The following is an 18,412-nucleotide window of genomic DNA, read 5'->3' on the forward strand; positions in this document are numbered from 1 at the left end:
CAGCGTAATCTTTCGCTTCACCACCAAACTTACGTGCACATACTGTAGCAATCGCAGCTGTTAAAGTTGTTTTACCATGGTCAACGTGACCGATTGTGCCCACGTTAACGTGTGGCTTATTACGTTCGAACTTAGCCTTAGCCATGAGATCTTCCTTTTTAAAACAACTCATGGAGGATCACTCCATGAGCATTAGGTTTTTTAACTATGAATTAGTTTGCGCTTATAGTAATCGAAAGATTACTCGTCGTCACCTTTTTTACCACCAGACTGGAATTTAGCAATGATGCCATCTGCCACGTTACGTGGAGTTTCAGCATATTTAGCAAATTCCATAGAGTAAGTCGCACGACCTTGAGACATAGAACGCATGTGTGTTGCGTAACCAAACATCTCTGCAAGTGGAACTTCTGCACGAATTGCTTTAGTACCACCAGGTAAGTCGTCCATACCTTGAACCATACCACGACGACGGTTTAAGTCACCCATGATATCGCCCATGTAGTCTTCTGGAGTTTCTACTTCAACTTTCATGATTGGCTCAAGAAGAACAGGATCTGCTTTCATGAAACCGTCACGGAATGCGTAAGAACCCGCCATTTTGAACGATAATTCGTCAGAGTCGACATCGTGGTAAGAACCGTCGAATAATGTCGCTTTAATGCCTACAACTGGGTAACCAGCCAAGACACCATTCTTCATACGTTCTTGGATACCTTTGTCTACTGCACCGAAGAATTCTTTAGGTACTACACCACCTACAACTTCTTCAGCGAATTCGTAGTCTTTACCAGCTTCAGGATCAAGCGGCTCTAAACGTACGAATACGTGACCGAATTTACCTTTACCACCAGTTTGACGTACGAATTTACCTTCTTGCTCAATCGTCTTTTTGATCGTTTCGCGGTATGCAACCATTGGTTTACCAATGTTCGCTTCTACGTTGAATTCACGCTTCATACGGTCAACGATGATGTCAAGGTGAAGCTCGCCCATACCCGCAATGATCGTTTGACCAGATTCTTCGTCTGTACGAACGCGGAATGATGGATCTTCTTTCGCCAAGCGACCTAAAGCAACTGACATTTTTTCTTGGTCAGCTTTAGTTTTAGGTTCAACAGCCAATGCAATTACTGGCTCTGGGAATTCCATACGCTCTAGTGTAATTACGTGGTTTTCGTCACATAATGTATCACCAGTGGTTGTATCTTTAAGACCTACACACGCTGCGATGTCACCTGCACGAATTTCTTCGATGTCGTGACGGTCATTTGCGTGCATCTGTACGATACGACCAATACGCTCACGCTTCATTTTCACTGGGTTATAAACCGGGCTACCCGCTTTAAGAACACCAGAGTAAACACGTACGAACGTTAAGTTACCAACGAATTTGTCGTTCATGATTTTGAACGCTAACGCTGCGAAAGGAGCTTCGTCAGACGCTTCACGAGAACCTTCAGTTTCGTCTTTGTCGTCTAAGATACCTTTGATCGCTTCAACGTCAGTTGGTGCAGGTAAGAATTCAATTACTGCGTCCAACATACGTTGAACACCTTTGTTTTTGAATGCAGAACCACACATTGCAGGTTGAATTTCACCCGCTAATGTACGTTGACGTAAACCAGCAACGATTTCTTCTTTAGAAAGTTCGCCATTTTCTAGGTACTTGTCCATGAGTTCTTCTGATGCTTCTGCAGCAGCTTCAACCATGTTCGTACGCCATTCTTCAGCAGTTGCTTGAAGGTCAGCTGGAATCTCACCGTATTCAAACTTCATACCTTGTGAAGCTTCATCCCAGATGATTGACTTCATTTCGATTAAGTCAACAACACCTGTGAATGTGTCTTCTGCGCCCACTGGAACAACGATAGGCACTGGGTTTGCACCCAAGCGAGTTTTCATTTGTTCAACAACGCGGAAGAAGTTTGCACCTGTACGGTCCATTTTGTTCACGAACGCTAAACGAGGTACTTTATATTTGTTTGCTTGACGCCATACAGTTTCAGACTGAGGTTGTACACCACCTACAGCACAGTAAACCATACATGCACCGTCAAGAACACGCATAGAACGCTCAACTTCGATTGTGAAGTCAACGTGTCCTGGGGTGTCAATTACGTTAATACGGTGTTGGTCAAATTGGTTACCCATACCTTTCCAGAAGCATGTTACAGCTGCTGAGGTAATAGTAATACCACGTTCTTGCTCTTGTTCCATCCAGTCAGTTGTTGCTGAACCTTCGTGAGTTTCACCAAGTTTGTGACTTTCACCTGTATAGAACAAAATACGTTCTGAAGTTGTTGTTTTACCCGCATCGATGTGCGCAGAGATACCAATGTTACGGTAACGAGAAATTGGGGTTTGACGTGCCATGATTTCTAGCATTCCTAAATTTTGTTGTTTAAAACAGGACGCTTTAAGCTGCCTAGCAACTTAAAGCGATTTGATGACAATTCAGTGACAACTGATTCATCACCCTCCTGATTAGGGCCTGTTTTATCCGCTTAGAAACGGTAGTGAGAGAAGGCTTTGTTGGCTTCAGCCATACGGTGCACATCTTCACGTTTTTTGATCGCTGCGCCTTTACCTTCAGATGCATCAAGCAACTCGCCAGCAAGACGTAACGCCATAGTTTTTTCAGAACGCTTAGCAGCAGCATCTACCAACCAACGCATCGCTAGAGCAGTACGACGGGATGGGCGTACTTCCATAGGAACTTGATAAGTAGCACCACCAACACGGCGTGCTTTTACTTCGACCATTGGACGAACTTTTTCAAGCGTAGCTTCAAAAAATTCAACTGGGTCTACTTTAGATTTTTCTTGAACGCGGTCTAAAGCACCGTAAACGATACTTTCAGCAATAGACTTTTTACCATCTTGCATTACGTGGTTCATGAATTTAGCGATTGTTTGGCTGCTGAATTTAGGATCCGGAAGGATTTCACGAGCAGCGACTACGCGACGTCTTGGCATTTTAAACTACCTATAAATATGACACTTCAGGGTGATCCAGCCGTAGCACAAAGTGTCGTGTGCATTTCGCTGGCCTTACTACACGTCGCTTGAATTTCACAAAATTAAATGCAGAAATCAGACAAGCGAGACGATAAAGGATTGCAGTTCTAAAAACTAAGACTAATCTTTAAAAGATTATTTCTTAGGACGTTTAGCACCGTATTTAGAACGTGACTGGTTACGATCTTTCACGCCAGCACAGTCTAAAGAACCACGAACGGTATGGTAACGTACACCTGGTAAGTCTTTAACACGACCACCACGGATAAGAACAACACTGTGCTCTTGTAGGTTGTGACCTTCACCACCGATGTAGCTAGAAACTTCAAAACCTGAAGTTAAGCGAACACGGCAAACTTTACGCATTGCTGAGTTAGGTTTTTTAGGTGTAGTTGTGTAAACACGTGTACAAACACCACGACGTTGTGGACAAGCCTTCAACGCAGGAACTTTTGATTTTTCAACCAAAGTCGTACGACCCTTACGGATCAACTGATTTGTTGTTGCCATGTGGCAATTCTCCCGTTAATAAAAAGCCCCAAAAACATACTACTTTTTGAGGGCATGCAATTGTAAGCGAAGATAGAAAAATGGTCAATATTTCATAGGCAGTTAAAATACCAACCAAATTTCTACTTATCACTTGTTTTTATTCAGCTTTTGGCTTGCGAGTACTTGTACGAGTTCTCGGCTTTTTTGTAACCTGCTTTGCAGTTTCTGTACTTGATGTTACTGAATTTTCCGAAACAGTTTCAGCCACTTGGGTTGAATCTTCCACAGGCTCTAAAGCATCTTCCAGCATATATTCATCAATTTCTTCTGCAGGTACAGCAGGTTTTTGCGGTGCAACTTCAGCATGTGGCTCTAGCATTTGATCTGCCAATTCTTCTAGACCTTGCTGAATATTTTCATCGAGCTGTGCTGCAGTTGTTTCCACTTTGTCCGATTTTTTCTGCACTTTTACCGCTCGGATACTTTCATGGTCTGATACGGTTTGCACTAAAGCATCTGACGGCGCAGATTCCGCGCGCTCTTGCCCCGCTACTAATTCATCTTGCTCCGCATGTTTAGCTTCATTGCCCTTCAATTGCTCCAAGAGTTTAGGCGCAGCCTGTGCCAGCAATTCCAACGATTTTTCATACGCATGAATGGCTGATAAATTGCTGTCTTTATGCTGAATTAAATAGCTACGGGCATTGGAAAACACTTGCTGTGCCTTGTGATGCACATCTTCCACCAATTTCCAGCTATATACTGCACTCACCGATGCGGTTGCTACAGGCGTGAGTTTATTCAACATGGAAAACTTAGGTACATGATTCAACCACGGCCATTTGACTTGACCTTGCTCATTCAAGAAGTATTTCTTTAATGCCTCATAATCATTGCTTGAACCGAGCATATTTTGTAATTGATGCACATCATGAGTTTGCAGCATATTGGATAAGGTTTTTAGCCCCATCAGTACCGCTTGCTTTTCTGCAATGACGCCTAAATCAATTTGTTTAAAAATAAACTGAACAATTTCTTGCTCGGTGTCTTTGTTCAGTTCAAAACCGTATGCACGTCCCACCTGATAAATGGTACGCAAAGACATCACAATAGATGCAGGCACATCAATGGTTGAACCGATTACTCCTGTTGCACCTGTCAATGCGCCTTGCAGTGATGCAATCCATTTATTTTGTTCTGCAAGTGCCTGACTAATTCGTTTAGAACGATCTACATCTTGAGTCAATTCTTCTAAATCGCGCACACCTGCTTGATCAAGCACATCATCAACAGAGCTAATATTGGAGGTAAAACTATTCAGCTGATCAAATAAATAATCTGAAATTTTGTCGGAAAAATCGGGCGACACAAAACTCGCCACCTGATTGACGCGGTTATAGTGACGACCTAAAAGCTGACGTGAAACTTGAGGCACATGCTGTCTGAGCATGTGTTGAGGATTGTCATATTGACGCGCTTGAAAAGCACTAAAGCTACGTGCCTGACCTTCAATAATTTGCCCTGATTTTGCACTATGCTCATCCTTCGCTACAGTACCCGGTGCAACTTGCTGCAATACATGGATGCCTGTACTGCTGAGCTTTTTAGCCACCCCAATCGCATTCGAGAAGAATCCGCTTGATTGTTTATTCTTGGAATCTGACATTCTTACTCCTCATTTTTAATTTCTATGATTTATGGGTAGATACTAGGTGTAGTCTAAGTTTATCTCAATATGATTGTGTATCTTTTGGTTGGCTTCCTGCATCTCATTTACCGCTTCGCTGCGGTTTGATCTTCCCTGCAAAGTGGCATCATATTTGCCATAAGAATTCAAAATTCTTTCTGCTATTATGAACGCAATTGTAAGACATGAGTCATACCGTATCAGCGATTGCTTGGCAGTCACGGTGTTCGGCTCAACATTATCACCATAAAAGGGATCTGTAGATGAAACGTGTTGTAATCACCGGCATGGGCATTAACTCGTGCATTGGTAATACTTTAGAAGCTGTGACTCATTCTTTACAAAACGGTATTTCTGGGACACGTTCCAACCCAACTTATGCTGAACTTAATTTCAAAAGCCACGTAAGTGCAGCAGCAGAACAAAACTTTAACCACATTGACCGTAAATTAAAACGCTTTATGGGCGTGTGTGCGATGTACGCTTACAACGCTGCAGTAGATGCCATTGAACATGCGGGCTTAAAGCAAGAAGATTTAGCAGGCAACCCACGTTACGGTATCGCGGGTGGTTCAGGCGGTAACTCAACTGCATCTGTTGCAGAAATGATTGAGCTACTTGAAGAAAAAGGCGCACGTAAAATTGGCCCGTTCTTCGTACCACGTAACATGTCGAACACCATTACGGCAAACTTGGGTGTTGCGTTCAAATTACAAGGTATCGCGCACTCAATTACCAGTGCATGCGCAACTTCTGCCGATGCAATTGGTTATGCCTACAACCTAATTCAATTGGGTAAACAAGATTTAATGCTTGCAGGTGGCGGTGAAGAAGATCACTGGTCACAAAGCTTATTGTTTGATGCGATGGGTGCTTTGTGTTCTAAATACAACGACACACCAGAAACAGCATCTCGTCCGTACTCTGCAGACCGTGATGGTTTCGTCATTGCAGGTGGTGGTGGTTTCGTGGTTCTTGAATCACTTGAACACGCACAAGCACGTGGTGCAAATATTTTAGCTGAAGTGGTTGCGTATGCTGCAAACTCTGACGGTGCAGACATGGTTGCACCAAGCGGTGAAGGTGCAACACGTTGTATCTTGATGGCTTTAGACGAAGCGAAACAACACGCTGTAGACGCAATTGACTATGTGAACACACATGGTACTTCTACTCCAGCAGGCGACGTGACTGAATTGAAAGCCATGGAACGTGCGTTTGGTGAAGGTAAAGTGCCTGCTCTTAGCTCAACGAAGTCAATGACTGGTCACAGCTTGGGTGCTGCAGGCGTTCAAGAAGCAATTTATTCTGTCTTGATGATGCAAAATGACTTCATTGCACCAAACATCAACGTCACTGAACTGGATGAAGGCGCGAAAGCATTTGATATCGTACTTGAAAAACGCGACACAAAATTGAATACTGTGATGAGTAACAGTTTTGGTTTTGGCGGTGTAAATGCCTGCCTTATTTTCAAGAAGTGGGATGAATAATCTCCTATAGGATAGTCGATGGATGCACCTTCTGATGCTTTTTTATGGGTAAAAGCATTACATATTATTGCCGTGGTTTGTTGGTTCGCTGCATTGTTCTACCTACCACGTTTATATGTTTACCATGCCATGAGTGAAGATACGCTGAGCCATCAGCGTTTCGAAATCATGGAGCGCAAGTTGTACCGAGGGATTATGTGGCCATCTATGATTGCCACCCTCATTACGGCACACTTTTTGGTAGATTGGGGTGATGCCACCCGCAATTACCACGATGCGTTATGGTTTTACCTGAAAGTTGCATTGGTGGGTTTATTGGTGATTTATCACTTGGTTTGTGGCTACTACCGTCAGAAATTGATTGGTAATGCACATTACAAATCACACAAGTTCTGGCGATTCTTCAATGAAATGCCGACTGTGCTGCTATTAGCGATTGTAATTTTAGTCGTGGTAAAACCACAGTTCTAAAATTTGAAACGCCAAGTATCCTGACATCTCAACCTGATTCGGTTGTAAAAAAACCTCAGTGCAAAGAACTGAGGTTTTTTTATGGGTGACAACTAAAAACAGCACTTATGCTTTAATTCAACGTATTTGTGAGTAAGGCTGAAAGCCCAATGCCGCTGCTTGTTTCTGCTGAGATTGAGGAATCGTGACAATAGCAATTTTTCCATCTGCACCACCACAGACCTGTGCATACATCCGCCCATCTGAACCTACACTGGCCCGCTTCACCTGAATCTGTGCTTGCTGTAAACGCTGAACAATTTCCGTAAGGGTTAAACCTGAATCTGGCTCACACTGTCGATGTTGCAATGATGTGTACATTTCGACCTGCGCAGTAGGTGTTGTGGATGTAGCAGCATGATTGGCACATGCAGTCATCAGTATTGAAACCGCTACTACTGCAATAGATTGACTAAATATCTTCATCACATACCCTCTTTCAATATTAAAATTAAATATTCAAATTAAATATTGAAGCACGATCTTTGCAATAACACTGCGCTAGAAATGCAAACAGATGTAAGCATCTCGCTCATCCAGATAACTGTTCAAGCACCGACAAAATTTGCGCAAAACACTGAATTCTATGTTTTGGTGCAGCCAAGTCTAACTCCTGAGCCGAACCATAGCCGTATTCGACTGCAACACAATCGACTCCATTGGCTCGTGCACCTAAAATATCGTGTTCACGATCTCCAATCATTAAACATTGTTCAGGTTGCAATTGTTCTTGCTGCAAAATATAGGCAATTAAATCCGCTTTATTGGTACGCTCACCATTTAGTTCGCTACCGTAGGGATATTCAAAATATTGTAATAAATCGAAGTGATCTAAAATTTGGCGTGCATAAATTTCAGGTTTGGCTGTTGCTAAAAACAGTCGATAGCCTTGCTGTTTTAAATCTGCCAATGTTGCAGCAACATCTTCAAAGACATGATTTTCAAATAAGCCTGTTGCAGCAAAACGCTCTCGATAGCCTGCTAAGGCTTGCTCTGCCAATACGTCATGCACATCTACATGAAGTAATTTTGCCAAAGAGGCTTTTAAGGGCGGCCCGATAATCCAATCAATATTTTCCGTATCTGCAATAGGATGTCCAACCTTAGCCAAACCATAACGCGCAGAAGCGGTAATGCCCTCTTTCGGGTCGGTCAGCGTGCCATCTAAATCAATTAAAAGGTTCTTTATCACAATGTCAGCCTATGTGCCTAAATGACTATCGAGTGTTACTCCAAAGTTGCCTATACTAACGTAAATAGAAGCAATTAAGGATATGTGTGTGCGACCAACAGTACTATGTTTTTCTGGTTTAGACCCTTCGGGTGGCGCTGGTTTACAGGCTGATATTGAAGCCGTTGGCAATAGCGGTGCACATGCAGCGATTGCCTGCACAGCACTGACCATTCAAAACTCTCAGCAAGTATTTGGCTTTGAAGCAACGTCTAAAGAATTGTTATTGGCGCAAGCCAATGCGGTGGTGAATGATTTGCCCATTAAAGTTGTAAAGTCGGGCATGTTGGGCACCACTGACAATATTGCAGCGCTGGCAGATTTTTTACGTGCACATCCTGATTATTTATATGTGCTTGACCCTGTTTTGGTTGCCAATAGTGGTGGTTCTTTAGGTGATCAAGCGACTTTGGTTCAGGCATTTGTCGAGTTGATTCCACTGGCGACTTTAATCACGCCAAATACTGTGGAATTACGTGCCTTAACGGGTGAAGATGATTTAGAACGCGCAACAGCTAAATTATTTGCAATGGGCGCGCAGGCCGTTTTGGTCAAAGGTGGGCATGAAGATACCCCTGATCATATTCGTAATGCACTGTATATTAACAATGAAATGGTTTCAGAAACCCGCTGTCCACGGCTTGAAGGTGAATATCACGGTTCAGGCTGTTCATTGGCGAGCTTTATTGCAGGGCGCTTGGCAATGGGAGATCAACTGAAACAAGCGGTACAACATGCTGAAACTTGGTTGTTTGGTGTGCTTAAATATGCGGAAACGCCTGTACCGAACGGACAGAAAATTCCGAAAAGGTTTTAGTGCTTATCGTTCAACTCCTTCAAACCCTGATCACCTTGTATCAGGGTTTTTCATTGCAACTTTTTAACGTTCGTGCCGTTGTTTCAAATTTTCGACATGTTGACGATTGGTTTTCCAAGACTTATCAAGTAGTTCTTTTTCAATTCTCAGCTGAATACGTTTCAGTTTCATCGGTGAAATGACTTCATGCCGAAAACCTTTGACATACTCAACCCATGCACTGCCTTTAAAAACATTGTTGGGCAAAGAGGTCTTAAACTCACAGTCTGGCATAAATACAATCACAGAATGCAGATATTCAGGCTCGACAATATCGCTCAATACTGATTCCAAAACTTTTATATGCTTATAGTTCTGATAGACAGGATTTTGAAACTTGTAGGTCTTTTTATAAATTTTTTGTGTCCATACTTTTTGGCGTTCTCCACCAAAAATCCAGCCTTTATAGTTTTTTGTTTCAATCACAAAAACCCCAAAAGGACTCAATAAAATATGATCTATTTGGGTTGTTCCTGTGGATTCATCAGGCAAAGTTACATCATTCAACAAGATATAACGTTCATCTAAATACAACTTCACATGCGTACTTACTGCGAGTTCCCCCACCTTTCCCTTTAGAAAAGGTTTGAAAATTTTGATCAGCCCTACACCTGCAACAAGCAGAATAAGCCACCAAAACTGCAACAATAATGTTTTTAACATTTCCCCTGCTCTATTTTATTTTGATCAAAATTGTTGTTGAATCTCAGTCATTTAAACTTTTGAAGTTGAAGATTCTAACTTTAACAAAATCGCTTTATTATCCAACCCGCCTGCAAAGCCCACCAATTTTCCACTTGCACCCACCACCCGATGACACGGTGCAATAATCGAAATTGGATTTTTGCCATTTGCCGCCCCTACGGCACGCATCGCATTCTCACTACCAACTTGTTCGGCAATTTGCTTATAACTACGAGTTTCTCCAAAAGGAATGCTTAATAACGCCTGCCAGACTTTCTTCTGAAATTCAGTGCCTTCAAAATCAAGAGGCACATCAAATTGCTGACGCTGACCTGCAAAATACTCTTGGAGTTGCTGCTGAGTTTTGAGCAAAATTGGATGATCATCTTGTCGAACTAAACTGGCTAAACGTACCCGTTTATGATCTTCGTTATCCCACATTACCGCAACCAATGCGTGATCGTGAGCCACCAATTTAAGCACGCCTACAGGAGTGTCCATTTCAGTAAATGCCAATTGCATTATTTTTCTCCTCAAGCAGGTTGGGTATCAGGTCATCCTGTTTTTAACTCAAACCGATCTGTTATTGAGCACACACTAAAAGACTGCATTCCAAGTTAGCTGGATGAAATTTTCATAAGCACCAAACCTGAAATAATCAGAACTGCAGCCAACATACGCATAGCACTGGCAGGTTCGCCTAAAACAAAAATACCGACTAAAAATGAACCGACTGCGCCTATACCTGTCCAAATCGTATAAGCCGTGCCTAATGGCAAAGTACGCATGGCATAGGCCAAAAGCGCAAAACTTAAAATCATAAAAAAGATAGTCACGATACTGGGCGTTAATTTACTAAAGCCGTCAGACAACTTCATGGAGTATGCCCAAACCACTTCAAAAATACCCGCCAATATCAACATCATCCAGGCCATAACGCCCTCCTTCAATAGCATGAAATCAGGCCGTCCTGAAGATTTTTCTTGTCGAGTGTTCAGTCACTTTGACTATTTCTAAAAACCCAAACAAGGGAGGTCGTTCCTCCTGTTGCAATTTAAGCCACCGCGCAGCGATGATCCGTCTATTTTAAACTTAAAATTTTGCGCGCACCATTCAATACAAACATGGCCACAACTAAGCCAATAATCAGGTCTGGATAATTCGACCCTGTCAGCATCACCAAACCGCCCGCGATAATCACACCTAAATTCACAATCACATCATTGGCGGAAAAAATATAACTGGCTTGCATGTGGGTTCCACCATCTTTATGCCCTGAAATTAGCCATAAACAGGTGACGTTTGCCAGCAATGCCACAGCACCAATGACCATCATCAACATGGATTCAGGCTCACTGCCTAAGAAGAAACGGCGCAGGACATCAAAGATAACCAGTGCAGCCAAACCCAGTTGTACCCAACCAGACAAATGTGCAGCTTTGAGCTGTTTCTTGGCGGATTGACCCACGACAAATAAAGCCAAACCATACACGGCGGCATCGGCAAACATATCTAAGGAGTCAGCAATTAACCCAGTCGAAGATGCAATTAAACCTGCAATTAATTCCACCAAAAACATAGCGGCATTAATACCAAGCAAGGCATATAGCACTTTTTGTTGTGCAGCGCTGTTAGATACAGGCGGTTCAGTTTGTGTATTGGCTTCAGTCTGTTGCAACACAGCACCCAAACCCAATGCTTCTAATTTATGGGTAATTTCTGTGGCAGATTGGTTGCTGTGATAAACCTTTAAAAGTCGTGCAGGTGAATCAAAAGACAAGGCTGCAATATCATTATGATCTGCCAAAGCAATCCGCACCATTTGTTCTTCTGCGCCACAATCCATTTTAGGAATATGGTATGCACTCACCCACGGACTCAAAAGTTCCGAATCCAAAATTGTTGCTTTATCTGTCTTGGCAGTCGTTGCAGATGTACAGCTATTTTGATCAGCACAGCTTTTTTCTGTATCGCAAGACGAACCACAGCCTGTATCGCCACATGACTTGGAGTGTGTAGGCGCAGTTGCACAAGGCTGGTTTACATTTTTTTGCGTATCACAACCACAGCCAGTATTGTTTAGATTTTGGTTTTCTAAGTTTTTATCTTGATTCGATTGAGGATCTTGAGTTGATGAAGACATACGCCACACCCAAAAATACAATAGGCTCAGTATAAACCAAGCCTATGTATTTAGGGACAATCTATTCTATTTAGAAGCAGCAACGATCCATTGACTTAATCATTGATAAATACCCCTAATCATTAAAACCTGAAACGCAAGCCTATCGCATATAAGCCGCTCTGCTCGGAATCGGTTGCAGACTGCCAAGCAGTGTGTTGATCACCTTTCGTATACTCATAACCTGCACTGATATACGGCATGATGTTCTTGCTGATTTCATAACGCATTTCCACACCCACAGCTGCGCGGTTGAGTCCTGTTTTTTTCGCATATTTGGCATCATCCTGCAGAATAACATCTACATCTAAATAAGGCTGTGCGATCAATTTCTGAGTCAATAACAGATCCCGTGTGGTTTCCAAACTCAAAGCCGCATATTGATCCTCACCCAAATAAAAATAAGCATCGGTTTCAAAAAAATATGGAGCTAAACCATGTAAGCCAAACACAGCGTCAAACTTATCTTCTCGGTCTGTTTGATGCTCTTGCTGATTCACTTCGTGTCGATAACGCACACCTGCTTGCACATCCCAAAAATCTGAAATCATACGACTGTATAACAACTTGGCATCATATTCAGTCGCTTGTGACTCTTGCTTATCGCTATGAATTTTCACAAACAACTTGTTTTCATCAGTTCCGATACGAGTTTGTAATTTAGATTTGAGCACTCCCTCGGCATGATCATTCACTTGCCATTGCGTATCTAAAGTGCTCACCGCGTACACCTGCGCACCATGTTCTTTACGATGATCGTGTGACTGCGACTCTTGCACGGACGAATCGGATTGATGCGATTGATGCGATTGATGCGATTGATGCGATTGATGCGATTGATGCGATTGATGCGATTGATGCGATTGATGCGATTGATGCGATTGATGCGATTGATGCGATTGATGCGATTGATGCGATTGAGTATCAGCCTGAGCTGCAATTGTTGCAATCTCTGCTGAACTGGCATGTGCACTATGCACCTCTGTCGCTGCTAGCCCAACTGTACTGATGCAGCAGACAGAAATACTTAAAACTGTTTTCGCAAAAAGATTAATGTTGTGCATGTGCTGCTCCTTTTTGCGCTGTCGCTGAAGGGGTTTGAGTGGCTTGAATTGCTGTGGTTGAAAGCGGTTCATTTTCACTCACCTGCGCTACAATCAATTTATTCATCATTCCCGCGCTCATGTGATAGAGCAAATGACAATGTATTGCCCATTCACCTAATTCATCTGCAGTAAGCAGTGCAGTTACAGTTTGACCTGGCGGCACAATTAAGGTGTGTTTATTCGGCATTTCTGCTGCCGTTTGACCATTTTCCAACTGCATAAACATGCCATGTAAATGCATTGGATGTGCCATCATGCTGTCATTGATAAATTTAATCCGAATACGCTCACCATATTTCACCTTGAGTGGTGTGGCATCACTAAATTTCTTACCGTTGATTGTCCAGATATAACGCTCCATCGTACCGCCTAAACGCACGACCAATTCACTGCTTGGTTCACGTGTATCTGCTTGTGGCTGCAGCGATTTCAAATCTTCATAGTGCAAGGCTTTATGCCCCGCGGGTGTAGAAGCATTTGCCCATCCATATACCACCGCATTTTTGTGTTCTGTTGAAGGCATGCCATGTTGTGTATGCGTATTTTCAGACATTGTTGCATGGTTTATCTTGGAATGATCCATTTCCGACATTACCGCATGATTCATCTTGGAATGATCCATTTCTGACATCGCTACATGGTTCATCTTGGAATGATCCATTTCCGACATCGCTGCATGATTCATCTTGGAATGATCCATCTCCGACATTGCTGCATGGTTCATCTTGGAATGATCCATATCCGACATCGCTGCATGGTTCATTTTGGAATGATCCATTTCAGACATCGTTGCATGGTTCATCTTGGAATGATCATCGCCTGAATGCTCTGTAGCATGCCCCATATCTTGCATGGTGAGTAAAGCACGCGGGCGCGCTGCAGGGAGCTGTAGATTTGATGTTGCAGAATGAAGTTCACTCTGCAAGCTACCCACAGCAAAACCTGAGCGGTCTATTGATTCCGCGTCAATTTGATAATGCGCTGCTTGAGGTTCAACAATCACATCGTAGGTTTCTGCAGTGCCGATACGAAATTCATCCACAGTAACAGGTTTGACTGGCTGACCATCGGCACTGACCACTGTCATTTTTAAGTTTGGAATCCGCACATCATAAAACGACATGGCAGAGGCATTGATAAAACGTAAACGCACTTTTTCATTTGGCTTAAATACACCTGTCCAGTTCTGTTCAGGTGTCTTGCCATTCATTAAAAAAGTATAGCCTGTGACATCGGAAAGGTCGGTTTTCAGCATGCGCATCTGATTCCACATTTTGCGGTCTGACCATGTGGCTTTTAGCCCATCACGCTGTACTTGACGCCAAACATCACCTAAGGTTTCACGCTGATTTTGATAAAACTCGGCTGAAATTTTTAAATCTTTCTGAATTTGATTGCTAGATTTTTCATGAAAATCTGACAGCATCACCACATAATCACGATCTGTGTATTCATGTGCGTTTACGGCTGGCTTGGCTTTAGGATGAATCACCAAAGAGCCGTATAGACCATCTTGTTCCTGACCTTTGGAATGTGCGTGATACCAATAGGTACCACTTTGACGTACTTTAAATTGATAAACAAAATGTCCTTGTGGCTTAATCCCTTGAAAACCATTAAATCCAGGCACACCATCCATCAAACCGGGCAACAATAAACCATGCCAGTGAATAGATGAGTCCTGATTTTTTAATTGATTATTAACGTGAATTACCGCCTCATCGCCTTCTTCAAATTCGAGTGCAGGCGCGGGAAATTGTCCATTGACTGTAATACGTTGAACAGGTTTTCCCGTGATATTGACCGTTTGTTCTGCAATGGTCAGGTGATATTCCTTGACCGCAGCAAATGCAGAACTCGAACACAATGCACAGACTGTTAAAAACAGCGCAGGCTGATAAAATTTAGACATGACTTAATCCTTAAAATAAAACGTAAAAGTGTTTTGAATTCAGGATTAAGCTTTGGGTGGACGTAAAATTTGCTGCCAATGCCCAAGTAAATGTTGAGCTTGATAAGCAGGCAACAGAATATTGACAGATGAAAGTGCTATAGGTTGAATCAGTTCAGGGACTTGCACATTCAACACACTGTTTAAGCTTTGACAATGCAACTGCGCACAGTCCTGACAATTCGTCTTTGCAGTAGAAAAATCAGCCGAGCCATAACAATCTGCCGCATTTAAATCGGTATCCGTTGCGGATGTGTGCTGACTGAGATGATGGTTGGCCTTGGCATCATGCCCAGATATATGCTGCTTGGTTTCAGGATACGTTTGTAAAGCTGTGGTATGACAATCTGGTAAAGATGTCATTTCACTCGCTGCGGTTGCAGAATGTCGAATCTCAGACCCTGCTGCCTGATTTGACATCATCCAATCATGTGCAGGTTTTACCGCAGCACTAACAATACCACTCCACCCTATGACAAATGCCATCAGGACAACAAACCACATTTGTTTGTAGGGTTGAGTCAGCACTAAATAAATTCCTGAGTATGAAAGATGCAGACCTGAACTTGCACAAGAATTGAACATTTTTGCCAAGTACAATCCACAATCTGCAATGCACTCAATATAATTCAAGCCCCACTTATACACAATATCTTCTGCATTGAAAAACAGAGTGAATCCGTGCGATTTAAAAGCCAACTAAAACAATCAAGTTATATATTAAGCAACTTATTTTTATAATTAACTGAGTAAATACTCAATAAATTCAGTGTATTTAAAATAAACAAAAAGGATTCGATTGAATCCTTTTTATACTTATTTTGTATAAGTCATAAACAATTGATGTACAAATGTTTATAAATTAATCGGCTTATCCATAGTGTTATCAACATAGATATCCATACGGTTATCTACAAAGTTATCCACAGCATAAGCACTTGTGATTGTAGAAATTTATACTTCGACTGCGCCAACTTTTGCCAATTCAGCACGCATTTCATCAATCACCGTTTTATAGTCTGGCTTGCCAAAAATTGCTGAGCCTGCAACAAACATATCTGCGCCCGCTTCTGCAATTTCACGAATATTGGCAGGTCCCACACCACCATCGACTTCTAAACGGATATCACGACCTGAAGCATCAATGATTTGACGTGCCTGACGTAATTTCTCTAAAGTCATTGGAATGAATTTTTGCCCACCAAAACCTGGGTTCACACTCATGAGTAAAATCTGATCAACTTTATCAAGTACATAATCTAAATAATGCAGCGGTGTAGCAGGGTTAAAGACCAAACCCGCTTTTGCCCCACCCGATTTAATCAGTTGCAATGAACGGTCAATATGCTCTGAAGCTTCAGGATGGAACGTGATAATGTCTGCGCCCGCTTCTAGAAAATCACCAATCATGCGGTCTACAGGTTTTACCATTAAGTGCACATCAATTGGTGCAGTAATACCATAGTTTTTCAATGCCTTACATACACCTGCACCGAAAGTTAAATTCGGTACATAGTGATTATCCATCACATCAAAATGCACCACATCGGCACCCGCCTGAAGTACATTTTCCACTTCTTCGCCTAGACGAGCAAAATCTGCAGATAAGATAGACGGCGCAATTAAATAAGGCTTGGACATGGGAGAACCTAGCTAAATATTGGGATTGTGGCGCATTATAGCAAAGACTGCTTGGTGTGGTGGATTCTGTTACGATTGGATCATTCAGTTCGATGATTCAGGTCGATCAGCCAATTTGATAGTTCTATCTCCGCAACGCTCTGTTGCAGCACTCCACTGTTCTTTCAGTCTGGCTTTGTTATAGTAAAGGTCTTTACTCATTTGAACAAAATGCTGGTTTCAACAGATGATAAACAGTTCTGCCCATATTCAAACAACGCAAGCAAGCCGTATTGCCAAGCGTCTACTCAACCACTGGAAACATAAATTTGACGTTGCAGAAAGCGCAACCCAATACCAAATTATGATGCCAAGTGCCACAATTCTACTTATACCCCAAACACATGAGCTTGTAGTTGAAATTCAGGTAAAAAATACTGAAACAGATTTAAGTTACCTCGAACAAGTCGTGCTTGATCATTTGAGTCGTATGGGACAAACAGAATTGAGCGCGGTTTGGCAACGGTGCTAACTGTTTCATGTTAAGGCGCTAAACGCTGCGTTTGTTCAAAATCCTTAACCGCTTGAATACGTTTTTGTGTTGCAGGATGGCTTTGCAAAAAATCCAAAGGGCTGTTGGCGGTGTCTTCACCTGCATCTTCTGCCAAACGCTCCAGAAAATGAGCGAGATGAATGGTTGGAATGCCGTGAGCGTGCATCGTATTTAAAGCATAATGATCTGCTTCTGATTCAAAATTACGTGAATAATTTGCACCTACAAGCGCCACAGGCAAGGTCGAAACTAAATCTGTACCATCTCCTGTAATCGCGAGCAAAATAATACTAAACCCTAAACTCGATAAGGCTTGTTGCAAACTGTGTCTTTCTGCCAAATGCCCTTGTTCATGTGCCAAAACGCCAATGATTTCCTGATCATTCTGCGCCAATTCCACCAATTCATCGGTCAAAATAATGGTGTTATTCGGAATTGCCAAAGCATTCGCGCCTAAGCGATCACCTTGTCGAAACAGCACTTTGGCAGGTGTATCTCCTGCAATGAGCTTGCGATAATCTGCCAAAATTTTCTGCTGACGTACTGCGGGCAATTGACTTGGCGCTGTCATATCTAAAATATAACGCTCTGCTTCATCACCAATTTGCTTTAAGGTGTTCGCAGGCAATTGAAAGGCAACGTATTTTGATGCACTTGGGATGCCCCATTGCACTGTGACAAATACCATCAACGACACAAAAACCAGACTAAATACTATCAGACTTGGCGTGCGTTCCAATTTCCAGATGGAATGCTGCACCTGTTTATTTCGCAGTTGAAACCACTCAGGCAAGGCTTGGGAAAATTCAATACGCGCATCATCTTTAAGTTCAATGACAGGTTGAATTTTACCTAGTGCGCCCACCAACATCATGTCTTGATAATGATAGTGTCGTTGTTGCTGTAAATTTTCACCATAACGAATAAGTACCGACTGAGCATCTATAGGAGATATTTTGGCAGCCCATGGTTTAGACACCACACCATCATAAAACACCACATCCACGATCTGTGCCGCCATCTTCAT

The 18,412-nt window shown here is 42.4% G+C and carries 20 protein-coding genes; 4 read left to right on the forward strand and 16 right to left on the reverse strand.

All coding sequences use genetic code 11. From position 1 onward, the window contains the following. From FTT91_RS11970 to FTT91_RS11990, 5 genes are all read right to left on the reverse strand, one after another. The coding region (locus FTT91_RS11970) for a GTP-binding protein (protein ID WP_257218308.1) at positions 1 to 145 on the reverse strand (145 nt) is incomplete at its 3' end. 95 nt (positions 146 to 240) lie between these two features. After that, positions 241 to 2,376: an elongation factor G gene (gene fusA / locus FTT91_RS11975; RefSeq protein ID WP_004975278.1), complete on the reverse strand. Its 2,136-nt coding sequence runs from the start codon at positions 2,374 to 2,376 to the stop codon at positions 241 to 243. Between the two features lie 131 nt (positions 2,377 to 2,507). Continuing rightward, the gene (gene rpsG / locus FTT91_RS11980; protein ID WP_004975277.1) at positions 2,508 to 2,978 is read right to left on the reverse strand and encodes a 30S ribosomal protein S7; all 471 of its coding nucleotides are present in this window, start codon (positions 2,976 to 2,978) and stop codon (positions 2,508 to 2,510) included. Between the two features lie 177 nt (positions 2,979 to 3,155). Then, complete coding sequence (gene rpsL, locus FTT91_RS11985; protein ID WP_000246374.1) at positions 3,156 to 3,530, reverse strand: 30S ribosomal protein S12; 375 nt, start codon at positions 3,528 to 3,530, stop codon at positions 3,156 to 3,158. 139 nt (positions 3,531 to 3,669) lie between these two features. Next, positions 3,670 to 5,178, reverse strand: a complete 1,509-nt coding sequence (locus FTT91_RS11990; RefSeq protein ID WP_180169521.1) for an EcsC family protein — start codon at positions 5,176 to 5,178, stop codon at positions 3,670 to 3,672. A 284-nt stretch (positions 5,179 to 5,462) separates the two neighbouring features. Here FTT91_RS11990 and FTT91_RS11995 point away from each other — a divergent pair, with 284 nt between their 5' ends. Then, positions 5,463 to 6,692 (forward strand): beta-ketoacyl synthase N-terminal-like domain-containing protein, encoded by a 1,230-nt coding sequence (locus FTT91_RS11995; RefSeq protein ID WP_180169522.1) that lies wholly within the window; start codon positions 5,463 to 5,465, stop codon positions 6,690 to 6,692. A gap of 18 nt (positions 6,693 to 6,710) precedes the next feature. Continuing rightward, positions 6,711 to 7,163, forward strand: a complete 453-nt coding sequence (gene hemJ / locus FTT91_RS12000) for a protoporphyrinogen oxidase HemJ (RefSeq protein ID WP_004975266.1) — start codon at positions 6,711 to 6,713, stop codon at positions 7,161 to 7,163. Between the two features lie 117 nt (positions 7,164 to 7,280). Here hemJ and FTT91_RS12005 read toward each other — a convergent pair whose 3' ends face one another. Then, positions 7,281 to 7,628, reverse strand: coding sequence for a hypothetical protein (locus FTT91_RS12005; protein ID WP_004975264.1), 348 nt, complete (start codon positions 7,626 to 7,628; stop codon positions 7,281 to 7,283). Between the two features lie 106 nt (positions 7,629 to 7,734). Further along, positions 7,735 to 8,394: an HAD-IA family hydrolase gene (locus FTT91_RS12010; RefSeq protein WP_019837216.1), complete on the reverse strand. Its 660-nt coding sequence runs from the start codon at positions 8,392 to 8,394 to the stop codon at positions 7,735 to 7,737. A gap of 88 nt (positions 8,395 to 8,482) precedes the next feature. Between FTT91_RS12010 and FTT91_RS12015 the strand changes: the two genes are divergently transcribed. Then, complete coding sequence (locus FTT91_RS12015) at positions 8,483 to 9,250, forward strand: hydroxymethylpyrimidine/phosphomethylpyrimidine kinase (protein ID WP_136144318.1); 768 nt, start codon at positions 8,483 to 8,485, stop codon at positions 9,248 to 9,250. A 63-nt stretch (positions 9,251 to 9,313) separates the two neighbouring features. On the opposite strand, the gene FTT91_RS12020 is transcribed toward FTT91_RS12015, so the two are convergent. The 8 genes from FTT91_RS12020 to rpe form a co-directional block, all read right to left on the reverse strand. After that, positions 9,314 to 9,952, reverse strand: a complete 639-nt coding sequence (locus FTT91_RS12020) for a nuclease-related domain-containing protein (protein WP_179990310.1) — start codon at positions 9,950 to 9,952, stop codon at positions 9,314 to 9,316. Positions 9,953 to 10,003: 51 nt separating this feature from the next. Further along, entirely contained in the window at positions 10,004 to 10,495 is a 492-nt protein-coding gene (locus FTT91_RS12025; RefSeq protein ID WP_004975257.1) for a methylated-DNA--[protein]-cysteine S-methyltransferase, read from the reverse strand. A 95-nt stretch (positions 10,496 to 10,590) separates the two neighbouring features. Then, positions 10,591 to 10,908, reverse strand: a complete 318-nt coding sequence (sugE, locus tag FTT91_RS12030; protein WP_004975255.1) for a quaternary ammonium compound efflux SMR transporter SugE — start codon at positions 10,906 to 10,908, stop codon at positions 10,591 to 10,593. A 146-nt stretch (positions 10,909 to 11,054) separates the two neighbouring features. Beyond that, positions 11,055 to 12,116, reverse strand: a complete 1,062-nt coding sequence (locus tag FTT91_RS12035) for a cation transporter (protein ID WP_096902144.1) — start codon at positions 12,114 to 12,116, stop codon at positions 11,055 to 11,057. A gap of 122 nt (positions 12,117 to 12,238) precedes the next feature. Then, positions 12,239 to 13,219 carry a copper resistance protein B gene (locus FTT91_RS12040; protein WP_180169523.1) on the reverse strand — a complete coding sequence of 327 codons (981 nt, stop codon included), beginning with the start codon at positions 13,217 to 13,219 and terminating at the stop codon, positions 12,239 to 12,241. Next, a complete protein-coding gene (locus FTT91_RS12045) occupies positions 13,206 to 15,173 on the reverse strand; it encodes a multicopper oxidase domain-containing protein (RefSeq protein WP_180169524.1) in 1,968 nt (655 codons plus the stop codon). Before FTT91_RS12045 ends, FTT91_RS12040 begins: the two co-directional genes overlap by 14 nt. 45 nt (positions 15,174 to 15,218) lie before the next feature. After that, entirely contained in the window at positions 15,219 to 15,740 is a 522-nt protein-coding gene (locus FTT91_RS12050; RefSeq protein ID WP_225530494.1) for a hypothetical protein, read from the reverse strand. 426 nt (positions 15,741 to 16,166) lie between these two features. After that, positions 16,167 to 16,853: a ribulose-phosphate 3-epimerase gene (rpe, locus tag FTT91_RS12055; RefSeq protein WP_004975246.1), complete on the reverse strand. Its 687-nt coding sequence runs from the start codon at positions 16,851 to 16,853 to the stop codon at positions 16,167 to 16,169. Between the two features lie 229 nt (positions 16,854 to 17,082). Here rpe and FTT91_RS12060 point away from each other — a divergent pair, with 229 nt between their 5' ends. Next, positions 17,083 to 17,364 carry a DUF2218 domain-containing protein gene (locus FTT91_RS12060; protein ID WP_180169538.1) on the forward strand — a complete coding sequence of 94 codons (282 nt, stop codon included), beginning with the start codon at positions 17,083 to 17,085 and terminating at the stop codon, positions 17,362 to 17,364. Positions 17,365 to 17,374: 10 nt separating this feature from the next. Here the strand turns inward: FTT91_RS12060 and FTT91_RS12065 are convergent, their stop codons facing one another. Beyond that, positions 17,375 to 18,406 (reverse strand): M48 family metallopeptidase, encoded by a 1,032-nt coding sequence (locus tag FTT91_RS12065; protein WP_180169525.1) that lies wholly within the window; start codon positions 18,404 to 18,406, stop codon positions 17,375 to 17,377. Between the last annotated feature and the right edge of the window lie 6 nt (positions 18,407 to 18,412).

This window comes from Acinetobacter sp. YH12021 (genome assembly GCF_013420145.1).
GTDB classification, from domain to species: Bacteria; Pseudomonadota; Gammaproteobacteria; order Pseudomonadales; family Moraxellaceae; genus Acinetobacter; species Acinetobacter towneri.